General features: G+C 69.8%; 15 protein-coding genes and 1 tRNA gene. 8 read left to right on the forward strand and 8 right to left on the reverse strand.

From position 1 onward, the window contains the following. Positions 1 to 25 precede the first annotated feature (25 nt). Both HLB44_RS13740 and HLB44_RS13745 read left to right on the forward strand, forming a co-directional pair. Positions 26 to 922, forward strand: coding sequence for a hypothetical protein (locus HLB44_RS13740; protein WP_246312254.1), 897 nt, complete (start codon positions 26 to 28; stop codon positions 920 to 922). Between the two features lie 115 nt (positions 923 to 1037). After that, positions 1038 to 2246: an ABC transporter substrate-binding protein gene (locus HLB44_RS13745; RefSeq protein ID WP_173123352.1), complete on the forward strand. Its 1209-nt coding sequence runs from the start codon at positions 1038 to 1040 to the stop codon at positions 2244 to 2246. On the opposite strand, the gene HLB44_RS13750 is transcribed toward HLB44_RS13745, so the two are convergent. The 3 genes from HLB44_RS13750 to HLB44_RS13760 all read right to left on the reverse strand — a co-directional run bounded on the left by HLB44_RS13750 (position 2227) and on the right by HLB44_RS13760 (position 5688). Next, complete coding sequence (locus HLB44_RS13750; RefSeq protein WP_173123354.1) at positions 2227 to 3447, reverse strand: aminotransferase class III-fold pyridoxal phosphate-dependent enzyme; 1221 nt, start codon at positions 3445 to 3447, stop codon at positions 2227 to 2229. The genes HLB44_RS13745 and HLB44_RS13750 overlap by 20 nt on opposite strands. Positions 3448 to 3658: 211 nt before the next feature. Beyond that, positions 3659 to 4642 (reverse strand): Bug family tripartite tricarboxylate transporter substrate binding protein, encoded by a 984-nt coding sequence (locus HLB44_RS13755; RefSeq protein ID WP_425500808.1) that lies wholly within the window; start codon positions 4640 to 4642, stop codon positions 3659 to 3661. A 2-nt stretch (positions 4643 to 4644) separates the two neighbouring features. Then, positions 4645 to 5688, reverse strand: a complete 1044-nt coding sequence (locus HLB44_RS13760; RefSeq protein ID WP_173123358.1) for a CDP-6-deoxy-delta-3,4-glucoseen reductase — start codon at positions 5686 to 5688, stop codon at positions 4645 to 4647. Between the two features lie 70 nt (positions 5689 to 5758). On the opposite strand from HLB44_RS13760, the gene HLB44_RS13765 reads away from it, so the two are divergent. Then, entirely contained in the window at positions 5759 to 6661 is a 903-nt protein-coding gene (locus HLB44_RS13765) for an SDR family oxidoreductase (RefSeq protein WP_246312255.1), read from the forward strand. Between the two features lies 1 nt (position 6662). Here HLB44_RS13765 and HLB44_RS13770 read toward each other — a convergent pair whose 3' ends face one another. The 3 genes from HLB44_RS13770 to HLB44_RS13780 all read right to left on the reverse strand — a co-directional run bounded on the left by HLB44_RS13770 (position 6663) and on the right by HLB44_RS13780 (position 8537). Further along, positions 6663 to 7709: a S1C family serine protease gene (locus HLB44_RS13770; RefSeq protein WP_173123360.1), complete on the reverse strand. Its 1047-nt coding sequence runs from the start codon at positions 7707 to 7709 to the stop codon at positions 6663 to 6665. A 112-nt stretch (positions 7710 to 7821) separates the two neighbouring features. Next, on the reverse strand, positions 7822 to 8433 hold the full coding sequence (locus tag HLB44_RS13775; protein ID WP_173123362.1) for a rhomboid family intramembrane serine protease: 612 nt from the start codon (positions 8431 to 8433) through the stop codon (positions 7822 to 7824). Positions 8434 to 8452: 19 nt separating this feature from the next. Further along, a tRNA-Leu gene (locus HLB44_RS13780) sits at positions 8453 to 8537 on the reverse strand. Positions 8538 to 8639: 102 nt separating this feature from the next. On the opposite strand from HLB44_RS13780, the gene cysM reads away from it, so the two are divergent. From cysM to HLB44_RS13795, 3 genes are read left to right on the forward strand one after another with little or no spacing between them, the layout of a single operon-like run. After that, a complete protein-coding gene (cysM, locus tag HLB44_RS13785) occupies positions 8640 to 9554 on the forward strand; it encodes a cysteine synthase CysM (RefSeq protein ID WP_173123364.1) in 915 nt (304 codons plus the stop codon). A gap of 11 nt (positions 9555 to 9565) precedes the next feature. Continuing rightward, on the forward strand, positions 9566 to 10108 hold the full coding sequence (locus HLB44_RS13790) for an NUDIX domain-containing protein (RefSeq protein WP_173123366.1): 543 nt from the start codon (positions 9566 to 9568) through the stop codon (positions 10106 to 10108). Between the two features lie 32 nt (positions 10109 to 10140). Further along, entirely contained in the window at positions 10141 to 10368 is a 228-nt protein-coding gene (locus HLB44_RS13795) for a sulfurtransferase TusA family protein (RefSeq protein ID WP_173123368.1), read from the forward strand. A gap of 19 nt (positions 10369 to 10387) precedes the next feature. Here HLB44_RS13795 and galU read toward each other — a convergent pair whose 3' ends face one another. After that, positions 10388 to 11254: a UTP--glucose-1-phosphate uridylyltransferase GalU gene (gene galU, locus HLB44_RS13800; protein ID WP_173123370.1), complete on the reverse strand. Its 867-nt coding sequence runs from the start codon at positions 11252 to 11254 to the stop codon at positions 10388 to 10390. Between the two features lie 56 nt (positions 11255 to 11310). Here galU and HLB44_RS13805 point away from each other — a divergent pair, with 56 nt between their 5' ends. Next, positions 11311 to 12288 carry an NAD(P)-dependent oxidoreductase gene (locus tag HLB44_RS13805; RefSeq protein ID WP_173123372.1) on the forward strand — a complete coding sequence of 326 codons (978 nt, stop codon included), beginning with the start codon at positions 11311 to 11313 and terminating at the stop codon, positions 12286 to 12288. On the opposite strand, the gene HLB44_RS13810 is transcribed toward HLB44_RS13805, so the two are convergent. Next, on the reverse strand, positions 12227 to 15079 hold the full coding sequence (locus HLB44_RS13810) for a valine--tRNA ligase (protein WP_173123374.1): 2853 nt from the start codon (positions 15077 to 15079) through the stop codon (positions 12227 to 12229). The two genes, HLB44_RS13805 and HLB44_RS13810, sit on opposite strands and share 62 nt — an antisense overlap. Before the next feature lie 119 nt (positions 15080 to 15198). Here HLB44_RS13810 and HLB44_RS13815 point away from each other — a divergent pair, with 119 nt between their 5' ends. After that, positions 15199 to 16539, forward strand: a complete 1341-nt coding sequence (locus tag HLB44_RS13815) for a S41 family peptidase (RefSeq protein WP_173123376.1) — start codon at positions 15199 to 15201, stop codon at positions 16537 to 16539. Positions 16540 to 16596: the final 57 nt, after the last annotated feature.

Below are 16596 nucleotides of genomic sequence, written 5' to 3' on the forward strand. Positions count from 1 at the left end.
GCGCGCCATCTTGCCGGAGCCTGACATGCTGAGCCTGCGCCGGATCGTCGCGCATATCGTCGCGCATATGGTCGCGCTTGTGCCGTGCTGCTGCACGGCAGCATTCGCGCAGGTCGTGATCTATCCCCGCAATGTGTCGGCGACCGACAGCCAGTACCAGTACGACTACGAGCTGCTGCGCCTGGCGCTGCAGGCCACGCGCGCGAGCCACGGCGACTACGAGCTCAAGCCGTCGACCGAGCCGATGAACCAGGCCCGCAGCGCCGACGAGATCGCCAAGGGCAGCGGGCTGGTGACGATCTTCGCCCGCTCGACCTCGGTCGAGCACGAGCAGCGGCTGCTGCCGATCCGCATCCCGGTCGACAAGGGGCTGGTCAGCTACCGCCTGTTCGTGATCCGCGCCGACAGCCAGGCCCGGCTCGACGGCGTTCGCACGCTCGGCGAGCTGCAGCGCTTCAGCGTCGGCTCCTTCGTCACCTGGACCGACACGCTGATCCTGCGCCGCGGCGGCTTCGAGGTGGTCACCGGCGACAGCTACGAAGGCCTCTTCCGCATGCTGCTGGCGCGCCGTTTCGAGCTCTTCTCGCGCAGCGTCGACGAAGCGCTGCGCGAGGTCGACGAGCGCCGCGCCGAGCTGCCCGAGCTGGCGGTCGAGAACGGGCTGCTGCTGTACTTTCCGCACACCCGCTACTTCTTCGTCGGCCGCAGCGCCGGCGGCGAGAAGCTCGCGGCGCGCGTGGAAGCCGGGCTCGAGCGCATGATCCGCGACGGCAGCTTCGATGCGCACTTCCTGCGCCACAAGGGCGCGCTGATCGAACGCGCGAACCTGAAGTCGCGCCGGCTGTTCCGCATCGACAACCCGTACCTGTCGCCCGAGACGCCGCTGGCGCGGCGTGAACTCTGGTACGACCCGATGCGCTGAGCGCACTTCACCCCTCGGGACTTTCCCTTGACCGGCCGCTGCTTCAAGGCGGCTTTAAGGTGGCGCCCGCTACCGTGCGCGCCGATGCGCCGTGGTGGTGCGAAGGGTGAGTCTCATGCGGTACCGGGATCTCTGCCTGCGGGCGCTGGCGGCGCTGGCGGTGGCTGTTGCGCCGACACTGGTTCGAGCGCAGGGCGCTGCGCCGCTGCGCATCGGTTTCATCTGCCCGGCCAGCGGCGGCTCGGCCGACTTCGGCACCAGCGCGCGGCTCGGCGCCGAGCTGGCGGTGCAGGAAATCAACGAGGCCGGCGGCTTTCTCGGCCGGCCGGTGCAGCTGGTCGCGCGCGACGACCAGGCCAATCCCGATCGCGGCCGCGCGGTGGCCGAAGAGCTGGTGCTGAAGGAGAAGGTCGAGTTCACGATCGGCTTCTGCAACACCGGCGTGGCGATGAAGTCGCTCGACGTGTTCCAGGACAACAAGCACCTGCTGCTGGTGCCGGTGTCGACCGGCTCGGCGGTGACGGCCAAGTATCCGGCCGCCGAGAGCTTCGTCTTCCGCCTGTCGCCGCGCGACCGGGTGCAGGCGGCGTTCATCGTCAACGACATCGTCGAGCGCCGCAAGCTGACCAAGGTGGCGGTGTTCGCCGATCGCACCGGCTACGGCGAGGGCGGCTTCAAGGACGTCGTCGGCTTTCTCGCCGAGCGCGGCCTGCAGCCGGTGTACACCGCGCGCTTCGACCTCGGCGTGCAGAGCCTTGCCGCCGAGGTGCAGGCGGCCAAGGCGGCGGGCGCCCAGGCGCTGGTCGGCTATTCGGTCGGCCCGGAGCTCGCCGTGCTGGCGCAGGCCCGCCGCGACGCGAAGTACGACGGGCTGATGTACGGCCCGTGGCCGATGTCGTTCCGCACCGTCTGGGACAAGTCCGGCGGCGGGGCCGAGGGTGCGCTGATGGTCCAGTCGATCATCCCGAACCTGGCCAACGAGCGCCGCAGCTCCTTCATCGCGCGCCTGAAGCGCCATGCCGGCAGCCAGAGCGTGGCGTCGCTGATGGCCGCGGCGCAGACCTACGACGCGGTGCACCTGATGCTGCGCGCGCTGTTCCAGACCCGCGGCGACGGCAGCGCCGCGAGCCTGAAGCACGCGCTCGAGAACCTCGACAAGCCCTACGTCGGCGTCGTCACGACCTACGAGCGCCCGTTCTCCAAGGCCGACCACGACGCCTTCACGATGAACATGGTCTGGCTCGGCACCTGGCGCTCGGGCGAGATCCGCTTCCAGTACCCCGAGGACGAGAAGCGCGCCAGCTTCATCCGCCGCAAACAGTGAGCTCGGCCAGCACCTCGTCGAGCATCGCCAGCGCCAGCTCGACCTCGCCGCTGCCGACGTTCAGCGCCGGCATGAAGCGCAGCGTGCCGGGCCGCGCGGCATTCAGCAGCAGGCCGGGGCGCTTCGCATCGGCGCGCTGACGCAGCGCCGCGACGATTGCGGGCGCCGCATCGCCCGGCACATCCAGCGCGCGCAGCAGGCCCTGGCCGCGCACGGCGCCGAGCTGGTGGCGCTTCGACAGCTCGTGCAGCCCCTGCGCCAGCTGCTCGCCGCGCGCCTGCACGGTGGCCCCGAACGCCGGCCGAGCCACCTGCTGCAGGACGGCCAGCCCGACCGCGCAGACCAGCGCATTGCCGTTGTAGGTGCCGCCCTGGTCGCCGGGCGCGAAGCAGCTGGTCGCCTCGCGCGCCAGCAGCGCGCCGATCGGCACGCCGCCGCCCAGGCCCTTGCCGAGCGTGACCACGTCGGGCCGCACGCCATAGGCGCTGTGCAGGAACAGCGGGCCGCAGCGGCCGATGCCGGTCTGCACCTCATCGATCATCAACAGCAGGCCATGCTGGTCGCACAGGCGCCGCAGGCCCTGCACGAAGGCCGGCTCGGCCTCGACCACGCCGGCCTCGCCCTGCACCAGCTCGAGCATCACCGCCACGGTGTGGCCGTCGATCGCCGCCTCCACTGCGGCGAGGTCGTTGTACGGCAGCTTGACGAAGCCCGGCAGCGCCGGCGGAAAGAGGCGATCGAAGCCGGGTTTGCCGCTGGCCGCCATCGTCGCCAGCGTGCGGCCGTGGAAGCTGTTGCCGAAGCTCAGGATCGTGCTCGCGCCGCGGCGGTGCAGCTGGCCCCACTTGCGCGCCAGCTTGATCGCGCCCTCGTTGGCCTCGGCGCCGGAGTTGGTGAAGAACACGCGATCGAGGCATGACAGGCGCGTCAGCTCGGCGGCCAGCGCGATCGCCTGGTCGTTGTAGAAGCCGGGCCCGGTGTGCATCAGCCGGCCGGCCTGGTGCACCAGGGTCTCGGTGATCAGCGCCGGCGCGTGGCCGAGCGCGTTGACCGCCCAGCCCTGCACGAAATCGAGGTAGCGCTGGCCGGTCGAATCCCACAGCCAGCTGCCGAGGCCGCGCACGAACACGGCTTCGGGCCGCTGCGTCACGCGCATCAGTGCATCGGTCGGGTACTGGTCGAAAGCAAGCGTCGCGGTCATTGGTTTTCCTGGTGGTGGGAAGGAAGGAAAACCCGCCGCGGCTCGGCTGAATGACGAAGGCCACGACGGGTGTCGTGGCCTTGGGTCGGCCCCTGGGGCCTGCAGCGCAACGATCCCGCTCAACGATGTCGTCGAGCGCGGCGTCGCAGCGAGAGCAGGGGAGTCGGGGACCTCATGGCGAGACGAAGGCTAACGGCGATGCTGCGCTGCGTCAATCCACTTTCGCGCCGGAAGCCTTGACGACCGGCTCGTAGCGCTTCAGCTCGGCCTGCACGAAGGCGGCGAACTGCTGCGGCGTGCTCGGTGCCGGTTCGGCCATCAGGGTCGCCAGGCGCGCCTTGATGTCGGGCTGGGCCAGCGCGTCGGTGAAGGCCTTGTTCTGCCGCGCCAGCACGTCGGCCGGCAGCTTCGCCGGGCCGAACAGGCCGAACCAGGTGCCGACGTCGAAGTCCTTCAGGCCGAGCGCCGCGCCGCTGGCGGCGATGGTGGGCAGCTCGGGCAGCGCGCTCGAGCGTGCCTTGGTCGTCAGCGCGATCGCGCGCAGCTTGCCGGACTTGACGTTGGCCGACGCCGACGCGAGGTTGTCGAAGTTCAGGTCGACCTGGCCGGCCAAGAGCGCCAGCTGCGCCGGGTTGCCGCCGGCATACGGGATGTGGACCATGAAGACACCGGCCTGGGCCTTGAACATCTCGCCGGCCAGGTGTCCGGCACTGCCGTTGCCGCCGGAGCCGTAGTTCAGCTTGGCGGGGTTGCGCTTGGCGTACGCCACCAGGTCGGCGACGCTGGCGATGTTCAGCCGCGCCGCGGTCTCGGCATTCATCACCAGCACGTTCGGCACCTGCGCGACCAGCGTGATCGGCGTGAAGTCGCGGATCGGGTCGTAGGGCAGCTTGGCGTACAGCCACGGGTTGATCGCATGCGTCGCGACTGCGCCCATCACGATCGTCTGGCCGTCCGGCGCGGCCTTGGCGACGACGTCCGCGCCGAGGTTGCCGCCGGCGCCGGGCCGGTTCTCGACGATCACCGTGCCCAGCGTGTCCTTGACCGCGGCGGCCAGCGCCCGCGCGATGATGTCGAGCGGCCCGCCCGGCGGGTAGGGCACGATCAGGCGGATCGGCCGGGCTTGCGCGAGCACCGGCACGGCGCCGATGGCGAGCGCACCGGCCGCGTACTTCAGATGTTGGCGTCGGCTGATGGTCATGCCGTCGGCCCGTGCTTGTCGGCCTCGGAGGTGAAGGCGTCGGCGTAGAACTCCTCGGCCGGCAGCCGGCAGCGGGCGACGAAGTCGCGCTGCGCGGATTCGACCATCACCGGCGCACCGCAGGCGTAGACCTGGTGTTCGGCGAGATCGGGCAGGTCGTGCATCACCGCCTCGTGAACGAAGCCGGCGCGGCCGCCCCAGCCGTCCTCCGGCCGCGCTTCGGACAGCACCGGCACGTAGCGCAGGCTCGGCAGCGCCTGTGTCGCCTGCTCGGCCCAGTCGTGCAGGTAGAGGTCGCCGCGCTGGCGGCAGCCCCAGTACAGCACCGCCGGCCGCGTGCTGCCGATCTCGATCAGCCGCTCGATGATCGCCTTGATCGGCGCGAAGCCGGTGCCCGAGGCCAGCAGCACGATCGGCTTGGTGGACTCCTCGCGCAGGAAGAAGCTGCCGAACGGGCCCTCCATGCGCAGGATGTCGCGCTCCTTCATCGCCGTGAACACGTGGTCGGTGAACTTGCCGCCCGGCATGTGGCGCAGGTGCAGCTCGATCGCCGGCGGGTTGCCCAGCTGGCTCGGCGCATTGGCCATCGAGTAGCTGCGGCGCGAGCCGTCGCGCAGGATGAATTCGACGTACTGGCCGGCGTGGTACTGGAAGTTCTGGTTCGCCGGCAGCTGCACCTTCAGCACCGCGACATCGGGCGCCTTGCGTTCGATCGCCAGGATGCGGCTGGGCATCTTCAGGATCGGGAACTCGCCGGCGCCCGGCACGCTGCGCGCCTCGATCACGCAGTCGCTTTGCGGCGTGCCGCAGCAGGTCAGCACCATGCCGGCTTCTTCCTCGGCATGCGACAAGGCCTTGGCCTGGTGCGCACCGTGCAGCACGCGGCCTTCGAGCAGGCGGCTCTTGCACGAGCCACAGGCACCGTCGCGGCAGCCGTAGGGCAGGCCGATGCCCTGCCGGATCGCGGCGGCGAGGATCGGTTCGTCGCGCGCCACTTCGAACTGGCGGCCGGCGGGGAGAATGGTCACGCTGAAGGTCATGATCGGGTCGCTGCTACTGCGGCCGCCATTGTGCCCGCCGTGGCTTGCCCGCTTTCCTTAGCCGACCTCGATGAACCTCCCCCTGCATGCGATGCGCCGACCGACCCTGCTGGTAGTCGGTTGCGGCGACGTCGGGCTGCGCGTGCTGCGCCTGCTCGCCGGCCGCTGGCGCCTGCTCGCGCTGACCTCGTCGGCCGCGCGGCGCGATCAACTTCGCGCCGCCGGCGCGCTGCCGCTGGTCGGCGACCTCGACCAGCCGGCGACGCTGGCGCGCCTGGCGGGACTGGCGGATGCGGTGCTGCACCTCGCGCCGCCGGCGAGCGAGGGCGCCGTCGACCGCCGCAGCGCGCAGCTGCTCGCTGCGCTGGCCCGCAGCAGCCGCTTGCGGCGGCTGGTCTATGCCAGCACCAGCGGCGTGTACGGTGACGCCGGTGGTGCCGTGATCGACGAGACACGCGCGCCGCAACCGTCGACCGCCCGCGCCGCACGCCGGGTCGATGCCGAGGCGCGCATGCGGCACTTCGGCCGCGCTTTCGGCGTGACGGTCAGCGTGCTGCGCATTCCCGGCATCTACGCGCCCGGCCGCGTGGGCGGCGATCCGCGTGAGCGGCTGGCGCGCGGCACGCCGGTGCTGCATGCCGAGGACGATGTCTACACTAACCACATCCATGCCGACGACCTGGCGCGCGCCTGCGTCGCGGCGCTGTACCGCGGGCGGCCGCAGCGTTTCGTGCATGCCAGCGACGACACGCGGCTCAAGATGGGCGACTACTTCGACCTGGCGGCCGACTTGGCCGGCGTCGCGCGGCCGCCGCGCATCACGCGTGCCGAGGCCGAGCGCACGCTGTCGCCGGTGCAGATGAGCTTCCTGTCGGAATCGCGCCGACTGACGAACGAGCGGCTGAAGCGCGAGCTGCGGCTCAAGCTGCGCTATCCCACCGTGGCCGAGGGACTCGCCGCGTTGAAAGCCTGACTCAGATCCCGCGCGCGCGCTTCAACGTCTTCATGCGATCGACGCTGAAGACCCGCACCGTCTGCGCTTCGCCGTTGCGCTGGATGTCGAGCACCACCTCGCGCTCCGGCTCGCCGCCGGACCACAGCCGCGTCCACAGCTCTTCGAGCGCATGCACGTCGGCGCCGTCGATGCGCACGATCTTGTCGCCCGCCTGCAGGCCGGCGACATCGGCCGGGCTGTCGTCGTTGATGCGCACGATGCGCACCGCGCCGTCGTGCTCGACGCAGTTGATGCCGATCCATGCGCGCTTGCTCGAGGTGCTGCTGCCGACGCGCAGCAACTCGTCGAAGATCGGCGACAGCAGGTCGATCGGCACGAACATGTTGCCGGGCAGGCGCTCGTCACCACCGGCGGCGTCGGCGACGATCAGCGAGCCGATGCCGACCAGCTCGCCGGCGATGTTGAACAGGCCCGCGCCGCTGTGGTCACGCCGCGGCGGCGTCGTGAACAGCGCGCCGGGGATGTGGTACTCCCAGTAGCCGGAGAACGCGCGGCGCGAGACCAGCCAGGCGGCGCTGACGGCGCCGTCCTCGCCGCCGCTGGCGATCATCAGGCCCTCGCGCGGGTTCAGTGCGCCCGAGCGCCCCAGCGGCACCGCGTCGATGCGCAGCGGCGCCAGCGCCTGCAGCAGGCCGAAGCCGGTTGCCACGTCGTAGCCGATGAAACGCGCGGGAATGGTGCGCGCGTCGTCGGTGACGATCTGCACCTGCTCGGCTTCGAGCACCAGGTAGCCGATCGTCAGCACCAGGCCCTCGCGGCTGATGACGACGCCGGAGCCTTCGCGGACGCGGCCCAGCGTGGCGGCGGAGCGCGCGCCGTCGACGGCGATCGATTGCACACCGACCACCGCGGCCTGCGCCTTCTGCAGCGCGCGCGACGCGGCGCTCATGTCGTCCTGTGCGTCGGCGGCAGCCGCCGCGGGCGGCCACATCAGCACCCACATCGCCAGCCAGGCCAGCAGGATGCTCCATGCGGCGACAGGTACGTGCAGTCGTGGCAGCTTCATCGCGGCGCTCCCGAACCCTGCTGGGTGGACACCGAATGAGCAGGAACCGTTCCCTGCGGGCCGCGACGGCCGAGAACTTTTCACCCCGCGCGTTTGCGGGGGCCGCTTCGGATCAGCGGCGCGTCTTCGGTCGGAACGGCAGGCGGCCGCGCCAGTAGCTGATCATCAGCCAGGCGCCGAGCATGCCGCCCAGGTGCGCGAAGTGCGCGACGCCGCCGCCGCCGAAGAGGCCCAGCAGCAGCTCGAGCGCACCGAACACCGCGACGAAGGTGCGCGCCTTCATCGGGATCGGCGGGATCAGCGGCACGATCACGCGGTTCGGGAACAGCATGCCGAAGGACAGCAGCAGGCCGAACAGCGCCCCCGAGGCGCCGACCGTGTAGCCGCGCCCGGTGCCGAGCAGCATGACCAGGATCTGCACCGTGGCGGCGGCCAGCACGCTGGCGACCAGCATGTGGATGTAGCGCTTGCGGCCCCACAGGTTCTCCAGCTCGCCGCCGAACATCCACAGGCCGAACATGTTGAAGAACAGGTGCATGAAGTCGCCATGCAGGAAGGCATAGCTCAGCGGCTGCCAGGGCAGGAAGCGCCCGCTGGTGATGCCCCACAGCGCGAACCATTGTTCGAGCGCGATGCCGGCGACGCTCGGCAACAGCAGCTGCACGCAGAAGATGGCGGTGCAGATCAGCATGAACGCCTTGGTGACCGGAGGCAGTGGCGGCATCAGCAGCTTTGGGAGGAGTTGGTGCCCTCGGCCAGACTCGAACTGGCACGCCTTGCGGCGGCGGATTTTGAATCCGCTACGTCTACCGATTTCGTCACGAGGGCGGCATCGCGCGCTGAGGTGCGGCGAGGGCGCGGATTATGGCCTGAAACCCCGCGCACCGCCGGCCCGCGACGCTGCGACGACAATCGCCGCCGGAGGTACTGATGTCCGAGCCCAGCTACAAGACGATCGAGGATGTGATTGGCCAAACGCCGATGGTGCGGCTGCAGCGCCTGCCCGGCGCGGCGAATGCCGCGCGCGGCAACGTGATCCTCGGCAAGCTCGAGGGCAACAACCCGGCCGGCTCGGTCAAGGACCGCCCGGCGATGAGCATGATCCGCCGCGCCGAGGAGCGCGGCGACATCCGCCCCGGCGATACGCTGATCGAGGCCACCTCCGGCAACACCGGCATCGCGCTGGCGATGGCCGCGGCGATCCGCGGCTACCGCATGCTGCTGATCATGCCGGAGGACCTGTCGATCGAACGCGCGCAGACGATGAAGGCCTACGGCGCCGAGCTGATCCTTACGCCGCGCTCGGGCGGCATGGAATACGCGCGCGACCTGGCCGAGCAGATGCAGCGCGAAGGCAAGGGCCGCGTGCTCGACCAGTTCGCCAACGCCGACAACCCGCGCGTGCACTACGAGACCACCGGCCCCGAGATCTGGGACGAGACCCAAGGCCGCATCACGCACTTCGTCAGCGCGATGGGCACCACCGGCACGATCACCGGCGTCGGCCGCTACCTGAAGGAGAAGCGCCCGGGCGGCGTGCGCATCGTCGGCGCGCAGCCGGCCGAGGGCTCGCGCATCCCCGGCATCCGCAAGTGGCCCGAGGCCTACCTGCCGCGCATCTACGACCCGGCGCAGGTCGACGAGCTGGTGCTCGTTTCTCAGGCCGATGCGGAGGAGATGGCGCGGCGCCTGGCGCGCGAGGAGGGCCTCTTCGCCGGCATTTCGGCGGCCGGCGCGGCCTGGGTCGCGCTGCAGATCGCGGAGCAGGCCGAGAACGCGACCATCGTCTTCGTCGTCTGCGACCGCGGCGAGCGCTACCTGTCGACCGGCGTGTTCCCGGCCTGAGGGAGCGCGCAGTGAGCTACGACTACCGCTTCTGCCCGCAGTGCGCGACGCCGCTGCAGGCCATCGAACGACTCGAAGACGGCGGCCCGAAGACGCGGCTGCGTTGCGGCGCCTGCGAGTGGACGCACTGGAACAACCCGACGCCGGTGCTGGCCGCGGTGATCGAGTGCGCCGACCGCGAAGGCCGCCTGCTGCTGGCGCGCAACGCCGCCTGGAGCGTGCGCATGTTCGGCCTGATCACCGGCTTCATGGAGGCCGGCGAGACGCCGCAGGACGGCATCACGCGCGAGGTGGCCGAGGAGACCGCGCTCGAAGCGCTGTCGACGACGCTGATCGGTGTCTACGACTTCCAGCGCATGAACCAGGTGATCATTGCCTACCACGTGCTTGCGCGCGGCGAGATCCGGCTGTCGCCCGAGCTCGCCGAGCACAAGCTGTACACGCCGCAGGACGTGCTGTGCTGGCCCGCCGGCACCGGCTATGCCCTGGCCGACTGGCTGCGTTCGCGCGGCCACGAGCCGCGCTTCATGGAGCTGCCGTCGCGGCGCTCCTAGAATCCCGCCCCTTGCAAGGAGATCAGACCACGATGGATGCCCAGAAGGAAATCGACACGCGCGGCCTGAATTGCCCCCTGCCGATCCTGAAGGCCAAGAAGGCATTGGCGGAGATGGGCAGCGGCGACGTGCTGAAGGTGCTGGCGACCGACCCCGGCTCGGTGCGCGACTTCCAGGCCTTCGCCAAGCAGACCGGCAACGAGCTGCTCGAGCAGACCCGCGCCGGCGACGAATTCGTGCACTTCCTGCGCCGGCGTTGAACGCCGGTCGCCTGGACGCTCAGAGCTCGAGGCCGCGCAGGAAGTCGCGGAAGCCGGCGCCGAGCTGCGGATGAGCGAGCGCCATCTCGACGTTGGCCTCCAGGAAGCCTTCCTTGCTGCCGCAGTCGTAGCGCCGGCCCTCGTAGCGGTAGGCAAAGACCTTCTCGCGCCGCAGCAGCGATGCGATGCCGTCGGTCAGTTGCATCTCGCCGCCGACGCCCAGCGGCTGCGCGGCGATCTCGTGAAACACGCCGGGCGTCAGCAGGTAGCGGCCGGCGACGCCCAGGCGCGACGGGGCGGCAGCCGGATCGGGTTTCTCGACAATGCGCTGAATGTCGAGCATGCGCTCGTTGACCGGCGTGCCGGCGACGATGCCGTAGCGCCGCGTGTGTTCGAGCGGCACCTCCTGCACGGCGATGATCGAGGCGCGCCACTCGGCGAACTGCTCGACCATCTGCTTGAGCACCGGCTTGTCGCCGATCATCAGGTCGTCTGCCAGCAGCACGGCGAAGGGCTCGTTGCCGACCAGCCGCTGCCCGCACAGCACCGCATGCCCGAGGCCGAGCGCGGAGGCCTGGCGCACGTAGATGCACTCCATGTCGTTGGGCTTGACGCTGCGAACCACCTCGAGCAATTCGGCCTTGCCCGCCTGTTCGAGGGCTACCTCGAGCTCGAAGGTCATGTCAAAGTGGTCTTCGATCGGCCGCTTGTGCCGCCCGGTCACGAAGATCATTTCGCGCACGCCGGCGGCGTACGCTTCCTCGACGGCATACTGGATCAGCGGTTTGTCGACGACCGGCAGCATCTCCTTGGGCTGCGCCTTGGTCGCCGGCAGGAAACGCGTGCCCAGGCCGGCCACCGGGAAGATCGCCTTCTTGATCAGCATCTGCTTACTAGAATCGGGGCTAGTTGATGAGAACCATTCTGTCACGCGCCTAGCCGATGGATGTCCTGATCGTCGAACCGCTCGACCCCGAGGTCATGCACTGGCTCGTGGCACGCCATGCCGTGCGCTACGCGCCGGATCTGGCGCGTGATCCGCGGGCCTTCCGGCAGGCGCTGTACAACGTGCGCTCGCTGATCATCCCGCCGTCGGTGGCGCTGGATGCCGATGCGCTGCACCACGCGCCGATGCTGCGCGCGGTCGGCCGCTTGTCCGCCGGCGCCGAGAACATCGATGTCGATGCCTGCGCCCGCGCCGGCGTCGAGGTGGTGCGGCCGAGCAACGCCACCGCCGCCGCCGAAGCCGAGTTCATCATCGGCGCGCTGCTGCAGATGCTGCGCCGCGTGCCGGTGGTCAATGCCGAGGGGCTGCTGGTCGGGCGCGAGCTCGGCGGCTCGACGGTCGGGCTGATCGGCATGACGCCGGCGGCGCGGCCGCTGGCGCAGCTGCTCGGCGCCTTCGGTGCGCGGGTGGTCGGCTACGACCCGGCGGTGCACTCCACCGATCCGCTGTGGCACCGCTGGCGCGTCGAGCCGGTGGGGCTGCGCGAATTGCTCGAGGAATGCGAAGCGGTCAGCGTGATGCTGACCTACTTCACCCGCTACCACGGCCTGCTCGGCGAGCGCTTCCTGCCGTTCAGCCGGCCGAACCAGGTGATGGTCTGCATCGCGCCGTCGAGCGTCTTCGACGAAGCGGCGCTCGCCGAGGTGCTGGGCACCGGCCGCATGGCGGCGGCCTGGTTCGACAGCATGGAGCCCGGCATGCTCGAGCCGGGCCGGCCGCTGCACGAGATCGACACGCTGCAGATCACGCCGCGCGTGTCGAGCACGACACGCGAATCGCGTGTGCGCAGCGCCTGGGGCGTCGCGCGCCGCATCGACGAGCTGCTGACAGCGCCGGCTGCGCGGCGCGACTTCAGGTCGACGGATTCTTCAGACGAGCCAATTGATCTTGCAGCCGGCGGAGCGTCTGGCTGATCTCGGTCAGGCGCTGGCGCTTCTGCTCGACGACTGCCGCCGGCGCGCGCGCCACGAAGCTCTCGTTGGCGAGCTGGGTCTCGATGCTCGCCTTCTCGCCTTCGTAGCGGGCGATCTCCTTGGCGATGCGCGCCTTCTCGGCCTCGACGTCGATCTCCACGTGCAGCGCCAGCCGCACGTTGCCTTGCACGGCGACCGGTGACAGCCCGCTGGCCTGCGCGAAGGCCGCCTCGTCGCTGAAGACCTGCAGCTCCGACAGCTTGGCCAGCGCCTTCAGCAGCGGCGCCGCCTGCTCGATGAACGCAGCATCGCCGATCGCGTAGAGCGGCTTGCGGTCGCCGGGCGACAGGTTCATCTCGCTGCGCAGGCTGCGCACGGCGGCCACCAGCGACTTGAGCTTGCCGACCCAGGCGTCTGCAGCGACGTCGACCTTCTCCGGCTGCGCGATCGGGTACGCGGCCATGGCGACGGTGTCGCTTGCCTTGCGTCCGGCCACCGGCGCCACGCTCTCCCACAGCTCCGCGGTGATGAACGGCGCGATCGGATGCAGCAGCCGCAGCACCGTCTCCAGCACGCGGATCAGCGTGCGGCGCGTCGCCCGTTGCGTGGCCTCGTCGCCGGTCTTCGTCGCTTCAGCCAGCTGCACCTTCGCGATCTCGAGGTACCAGTCGCAGTACTCGTCCCAGACGAACTGGTAGATCGCGCCGGCGACGTTGTCGAGCCGGTAGTCGGCGAAGCCCTGCGCCACCGCCATCTCGACGCGCTGCAGCTCGCCGCTGATCCAGCGGTCGGCCTGCGAGAAGCGCATGTAGCCGTGGAAGGGCTGGCCGGGTTCGCATTCGGCCTTGCTGTGCTCCTTCAGGCCGCAGTCCTGGCCCTCGCAATTCATCAGCACGAAGCGCGTCGCGTTCCAGAGCTTGTTGCAGAAATTGCGGTAGCCCTCGCAGCGCTTCGAATCGAAGTTGACGCTGCGGCCGAGCGTGGCCATCGCGGCGAACGTGAAGCGCAGCGCGTCGGCGCCATAACCCGGAATGCCCTCGGGGAATTCCTTCTCGGTCGCCTTGCGCACCTTCGGCGCCGTTTCGGGTTTGCGCAGGCCGGTGGTGCGCTTGTCGAGCAGCGGGGCCAACTCAATGCCGTCGATCAGGTCGACCGGGTCGAGCACGTTGCCCTCGCTCTTGCTCATCTTGTGGCCGTGCGCATCGAGCACCAGGCCGTGGATGTAGACGTCGCGGAACGGCACCTGGCCGGTGAAGTGCTTGGTCATCATGATCATCCGGGCGACCCAGAAGAAGATGATGTCGTAGCCGGTGACGAGCACCGACGAGGGCAGGAACAGGTCCTGCTCGATCGTCTTCTCCGGCCAGCCGAGCGTCGAGAACGGCACCAGCGCCGACGAGTACCAGGTGTCGAGCACATCCTCGTCGCGTGTCAGCGGTCCGCTGTAGCCGGCGGCCTGTGCCTTCCCACGCGCCTCGTCCTCGCTGCGGGCGACGAAGAGCTCACCGCCCGTGCCGTACCAGGCGGGGATGCGATGGCCCCACCAGAGCTGGCGGCTGATGCACCAGTCCTGGATGTTCTTCATCCACTGGTTGTAGGTGTTGACCCATTGCTCGGGCACGAAGCGCACCTCGCCCGAGGCAACGACGTCGATCGCCTTCTGCGCGATGCTCTGGCCGTCGGCGCCGGGCTTGGTCATCGCGACGAACCACTGGTCGGTCAACATCGGCTCGATGACCTGGCCGGTGCGCGCGCAGCGCGGCACCATCAGCTTGTGCTTCTTGGTCTCGGCGAGCAGGCCCTCGGCCTCCAGCTGCTCGACGACCTTCTTGCGCGCGACGAAGCGGTCCAGGCCGCGGTAGGCCTCGGGCACCTCGTCGTTGAGCTTCGCGTCGAGCGTGAAGATCGTGATCATCGGCAGCGCATGGCGCAGGCCGACCTGGTAGTCGTTGGTGTCGTGCGCCGGCGTGACCTTGACGACGCCGGTGCCGAAGGCCTTGTCGACGTACTCGTCGGCGATCACCGGGATCAGCCGCTCGGCGATCGGCAGCTTCACCCGCTGGCCGATCAGGTGGGCGTAGCGCTCGTCCTCGGGATGCACCATCACCGCGGTGTCGCCGAGCATCGTTTCGGGCCGCGTCGTCGCGACGACCAGCGCGCCCGAGCCGTCCTCGAGGGGATAGCGGATGTGCCAGAGGAAGCCGTCTTCCTCCTCGCTCTCGACCTCCAGGTCCGACACCGCCGACTTCAGCACCGGGTCCCAGCTCACCAGCCGCTTGCCGCGGTAGATCAGGCCCTCGTCGAACAAACGCACGAAGGTCTCGGTGACGATGGTCGAGAGCTTCTCGTCCATCGTGAAGTACTCGTGCGACCAACTGACGCTGGTGCCCATGCGACGCATCTGGCGCGTGATGGTTGCGCCGGAGGTCGATTTCCAGTCCCACACCTGTTTCAGGAACGCCTCGCGGCCGAGGTCGTGCCGCGACAGCCCGGCTTCCTGCAGCTGGCGCTCGACGACGATCTGCGTCGCGATGCCGGCGTGGTCGGTGCCCGGCACCCACAGCGTGTTGAAGCCGCGCATCCGGTGGTAGCGCGTCAGCGAGTCCATGATCGTCTGGTTGAACGCATGGCCCATGTGCAGCGTTCCGGTGACGTTCGGCGGCGGCAACTGCACCGCGAACGACGGCTTGGCCCGGTCCAGCGTCGGCGCGTAGACGCCCGACTGTTCCCACAGCGGACCCCAGCGGGCTTCGATGGCGGCGGGTTCGAAGGACTTGGCGAGTGCGGTCATGGCGGGCGACGAATGGACACCGTTCACAGGGGAGACACCTGTCAACGTGGGTAGGCTTCGGGGGGTTGCGATTGTAGGTGTCGCACCGACCCCGAGCTGAACCAGGGAGCCCCGTCTTCATGAGCCGCATTCACCGTTGCGCGGTCGGCCTCGCCGCGCTGCTGTTGCTGGCCGCCTGCGGCGGCGGTGGCAGTGCCATCTACGAGCGCGTCGACGACTGCAGCGACAGCGCCCGCAAGACCGCGCTGCGCGACTACTTCAACGAGTGGTACTTCTGGTACGGCATCAGCCCGCGGCCCGATCCGAACGGCCCGGCGACGGTGTCCGGCTACTTCTCGTCGCTGCTGTACACCGGCGGCAATGCCAGCTTTCCGGCCGACCGCTGGAGCTATTTCGACACCACCGCCAACTTCAACCAGTTCTACGGCGAAGGCCGCGCACTCGGCTACGGGCTCTTCGTCACCGGGCTGGAGGTCGAAGGCCGGCCGGATCTGCCGCTGTACCTGCGCTATGTCGAGCCGCTTTCACCGGCCGGGCTGGCCGGCGCGGTGCGCGGCGACCGCATCCTGTCGATCAACGGCCGGTCGGCGGCGTCGATCATCGCCGCCAACGACTACTCGGTGCTGAGCCCGGCCAGCGCCGGCGTCAACCTGCAGATCGAGCTCGACGGCCCCGTCGGCCACCGCACGCTGACGCTGCAGTCGGCGAGCTACGAGCTGCGGCCGGTGACGCGCGCGCAGATGGTCACGACGCCGCAGGGCCGCGAGGTCGGCTACCTGCACGTCAAGGACATGATCAGCCAGGCGCTGGCGCCGGCCGGCGATGCGATGGCCCATTTCCGCGCCGCCGGCGCGAGCGAGCTGGTGCTCGACCTGCGCTACAACGGCGGCGGGCTGGTCACCGTGTCGCGCGACATCGCGTCGCTGGTCGCCGGCCCGCGCGCATCGGGGCGGACCTACGCGTCGCTGCTGTACAACGACAAGCGCGCGGCCGCCAACAATACGAGTTATCAGTTCACCAACCCGCCACAGGCGCTCGGCCTGGCGCGGGTCTACATCCTCGCCGGCGAGCGCACCTGCTCGGCCAGCGAGCAGCTCGCCATCGGTTTGCGACCCTTCGTCAACGTCGTGCTGGTCGGCGATGCCAGCTGCGGCAAGCCGGTCGGCTTCCTGCCCCACGACGACCGCTGCGGCACCACCTACAGCGTCGTCAATTTCGAATCGGTCAACGCCAGCAACGAAGGCCGCTATTTCAGCGGCCTGCGCCCGACCTGCGCCGTCAACGAGGACTGGACCAAGCCGCTCGGCGCGACCGACGAGCCGCTGCTGGCCACCGCGCTGGCGCATGCCGACGGCCAGGCCTGCACTGCGCCGGCTTTGTCGACGCGCGCGCGGCCGCTGGCGGTGCGCCCGGGCGGGCCGCTCAACGACGGCGAGCGGCCGGCGATGATTCCGCGCTGAACGCGCGGCGCCAAAAGCAAGAGGCCCGCATCGCGGGCCTCTTTCATCGAAGTCGGG

The sequence above is a fragment of the Pseudaquabacterium terrae genome (genome assembly GCF_013266755.1).
Lineage (GTDB): Bacteria > Pseudomonadota > Gammaproteobacteria > Burkholderiales > Burkholderiaceae_C > Pseudaquabacterium > Pseudaquabacterium terrae.

Excerpts from the sequence above, each read along its gene's own strand:
- HLB44_RS13750 (WP_173123354.1), bottom strand. The coding sequence starts at position 3,447 with ATGACCGCGACGCTTGCTTTCGACCAGTACCCGACCGATGCACTGATG.
- HLB44_RS13770 (WP_173123360.1), bottom strand. The coding sequence starts at position 7,709 with ATGAAGCTGCCACGACTGCACGTACCTGTCGCCGCATGGAGCATCCTG.
- HLB44_RS13775 (WP_173123362.1), bottom strand. The coding sequence starts at position 8,433 with ATGCCGCCACTGCCTCCGGTCACCAAGGCGTTCATGCTGATCTGCACC.
- HLB44_RS13765 (WP_246312255.1), top strand. The coding sequence starts at position 5,759 with ATGAACCTCCCCCTGCATGCGATGCGCCGACCGACCCTGCTGGTAGTC.
- HLB44_RS13810 (WP_173123374.1), bottom strand. The coding sequence starts at position 15,079 with ATGACCGCACTCGCCAAGTCCTTCGAACCCGCCGCCATCGAAGCCCGC.
- HLB44_RS13745 (WP_173123352.1), top strand. The coding sequence starts at position 1,038 with ATGCGGTACCGGGATCTCTGCCTGCGGGCGCTGGCGGCGCTGGCGGTG.
- HLB44_RS13795 (WP_173123368.1), top strand. The coding sequence starts at position 10,141 with ATGGATGCCCAGAAGGAAATCGACACGCGCGGCCTGAATTGCCCCCTG.
- HLB44_RS13805 (WP_173123372.1), top strand. The coding sequence starts at position 11,311 with ATGGATGTCCTGATCGTCGAACCGCTCGACCCCGAGGTCATGCACTGG.
- HLB44_RS13815 (WP_173123376.1), top strand. The coding sequence starts at position 15,199 with ATGAGCCGCATTCACCGTTGCGCGGTCGGCCTCGCCGCGCTGCTGTTG.
- cysM (WP_173123364.1), top strand. The coding sequence starts at position 8,640 with ATGTCCGAGCCCAGCTACAAGACGATCGAGGATGTGATTGGCCAAACG.
- HLB44_RS13740 (WP_246312254.1), top strand. The coding sequence starts at position 26 with ATGCTGAGCCTGCGCCGGATCGTCGCGCATATCGTCGCGCATATGGTC.
- HLB44_RS13760 (WP_173123358.1), bottom strand. The coding sequence starts at position 5,688 with ATGACCTTCAGCGTGACCATTCTCCCCGCCGGCCGCCAGTTCGAAGTG.
- galU (WP_173123370.1), bottom strand. The coding sequence starts at position 11,254 with ATGCTGATCAAGAAGGCGATCTTCCCGGTGGCCGGCCTGGGCACGCGT.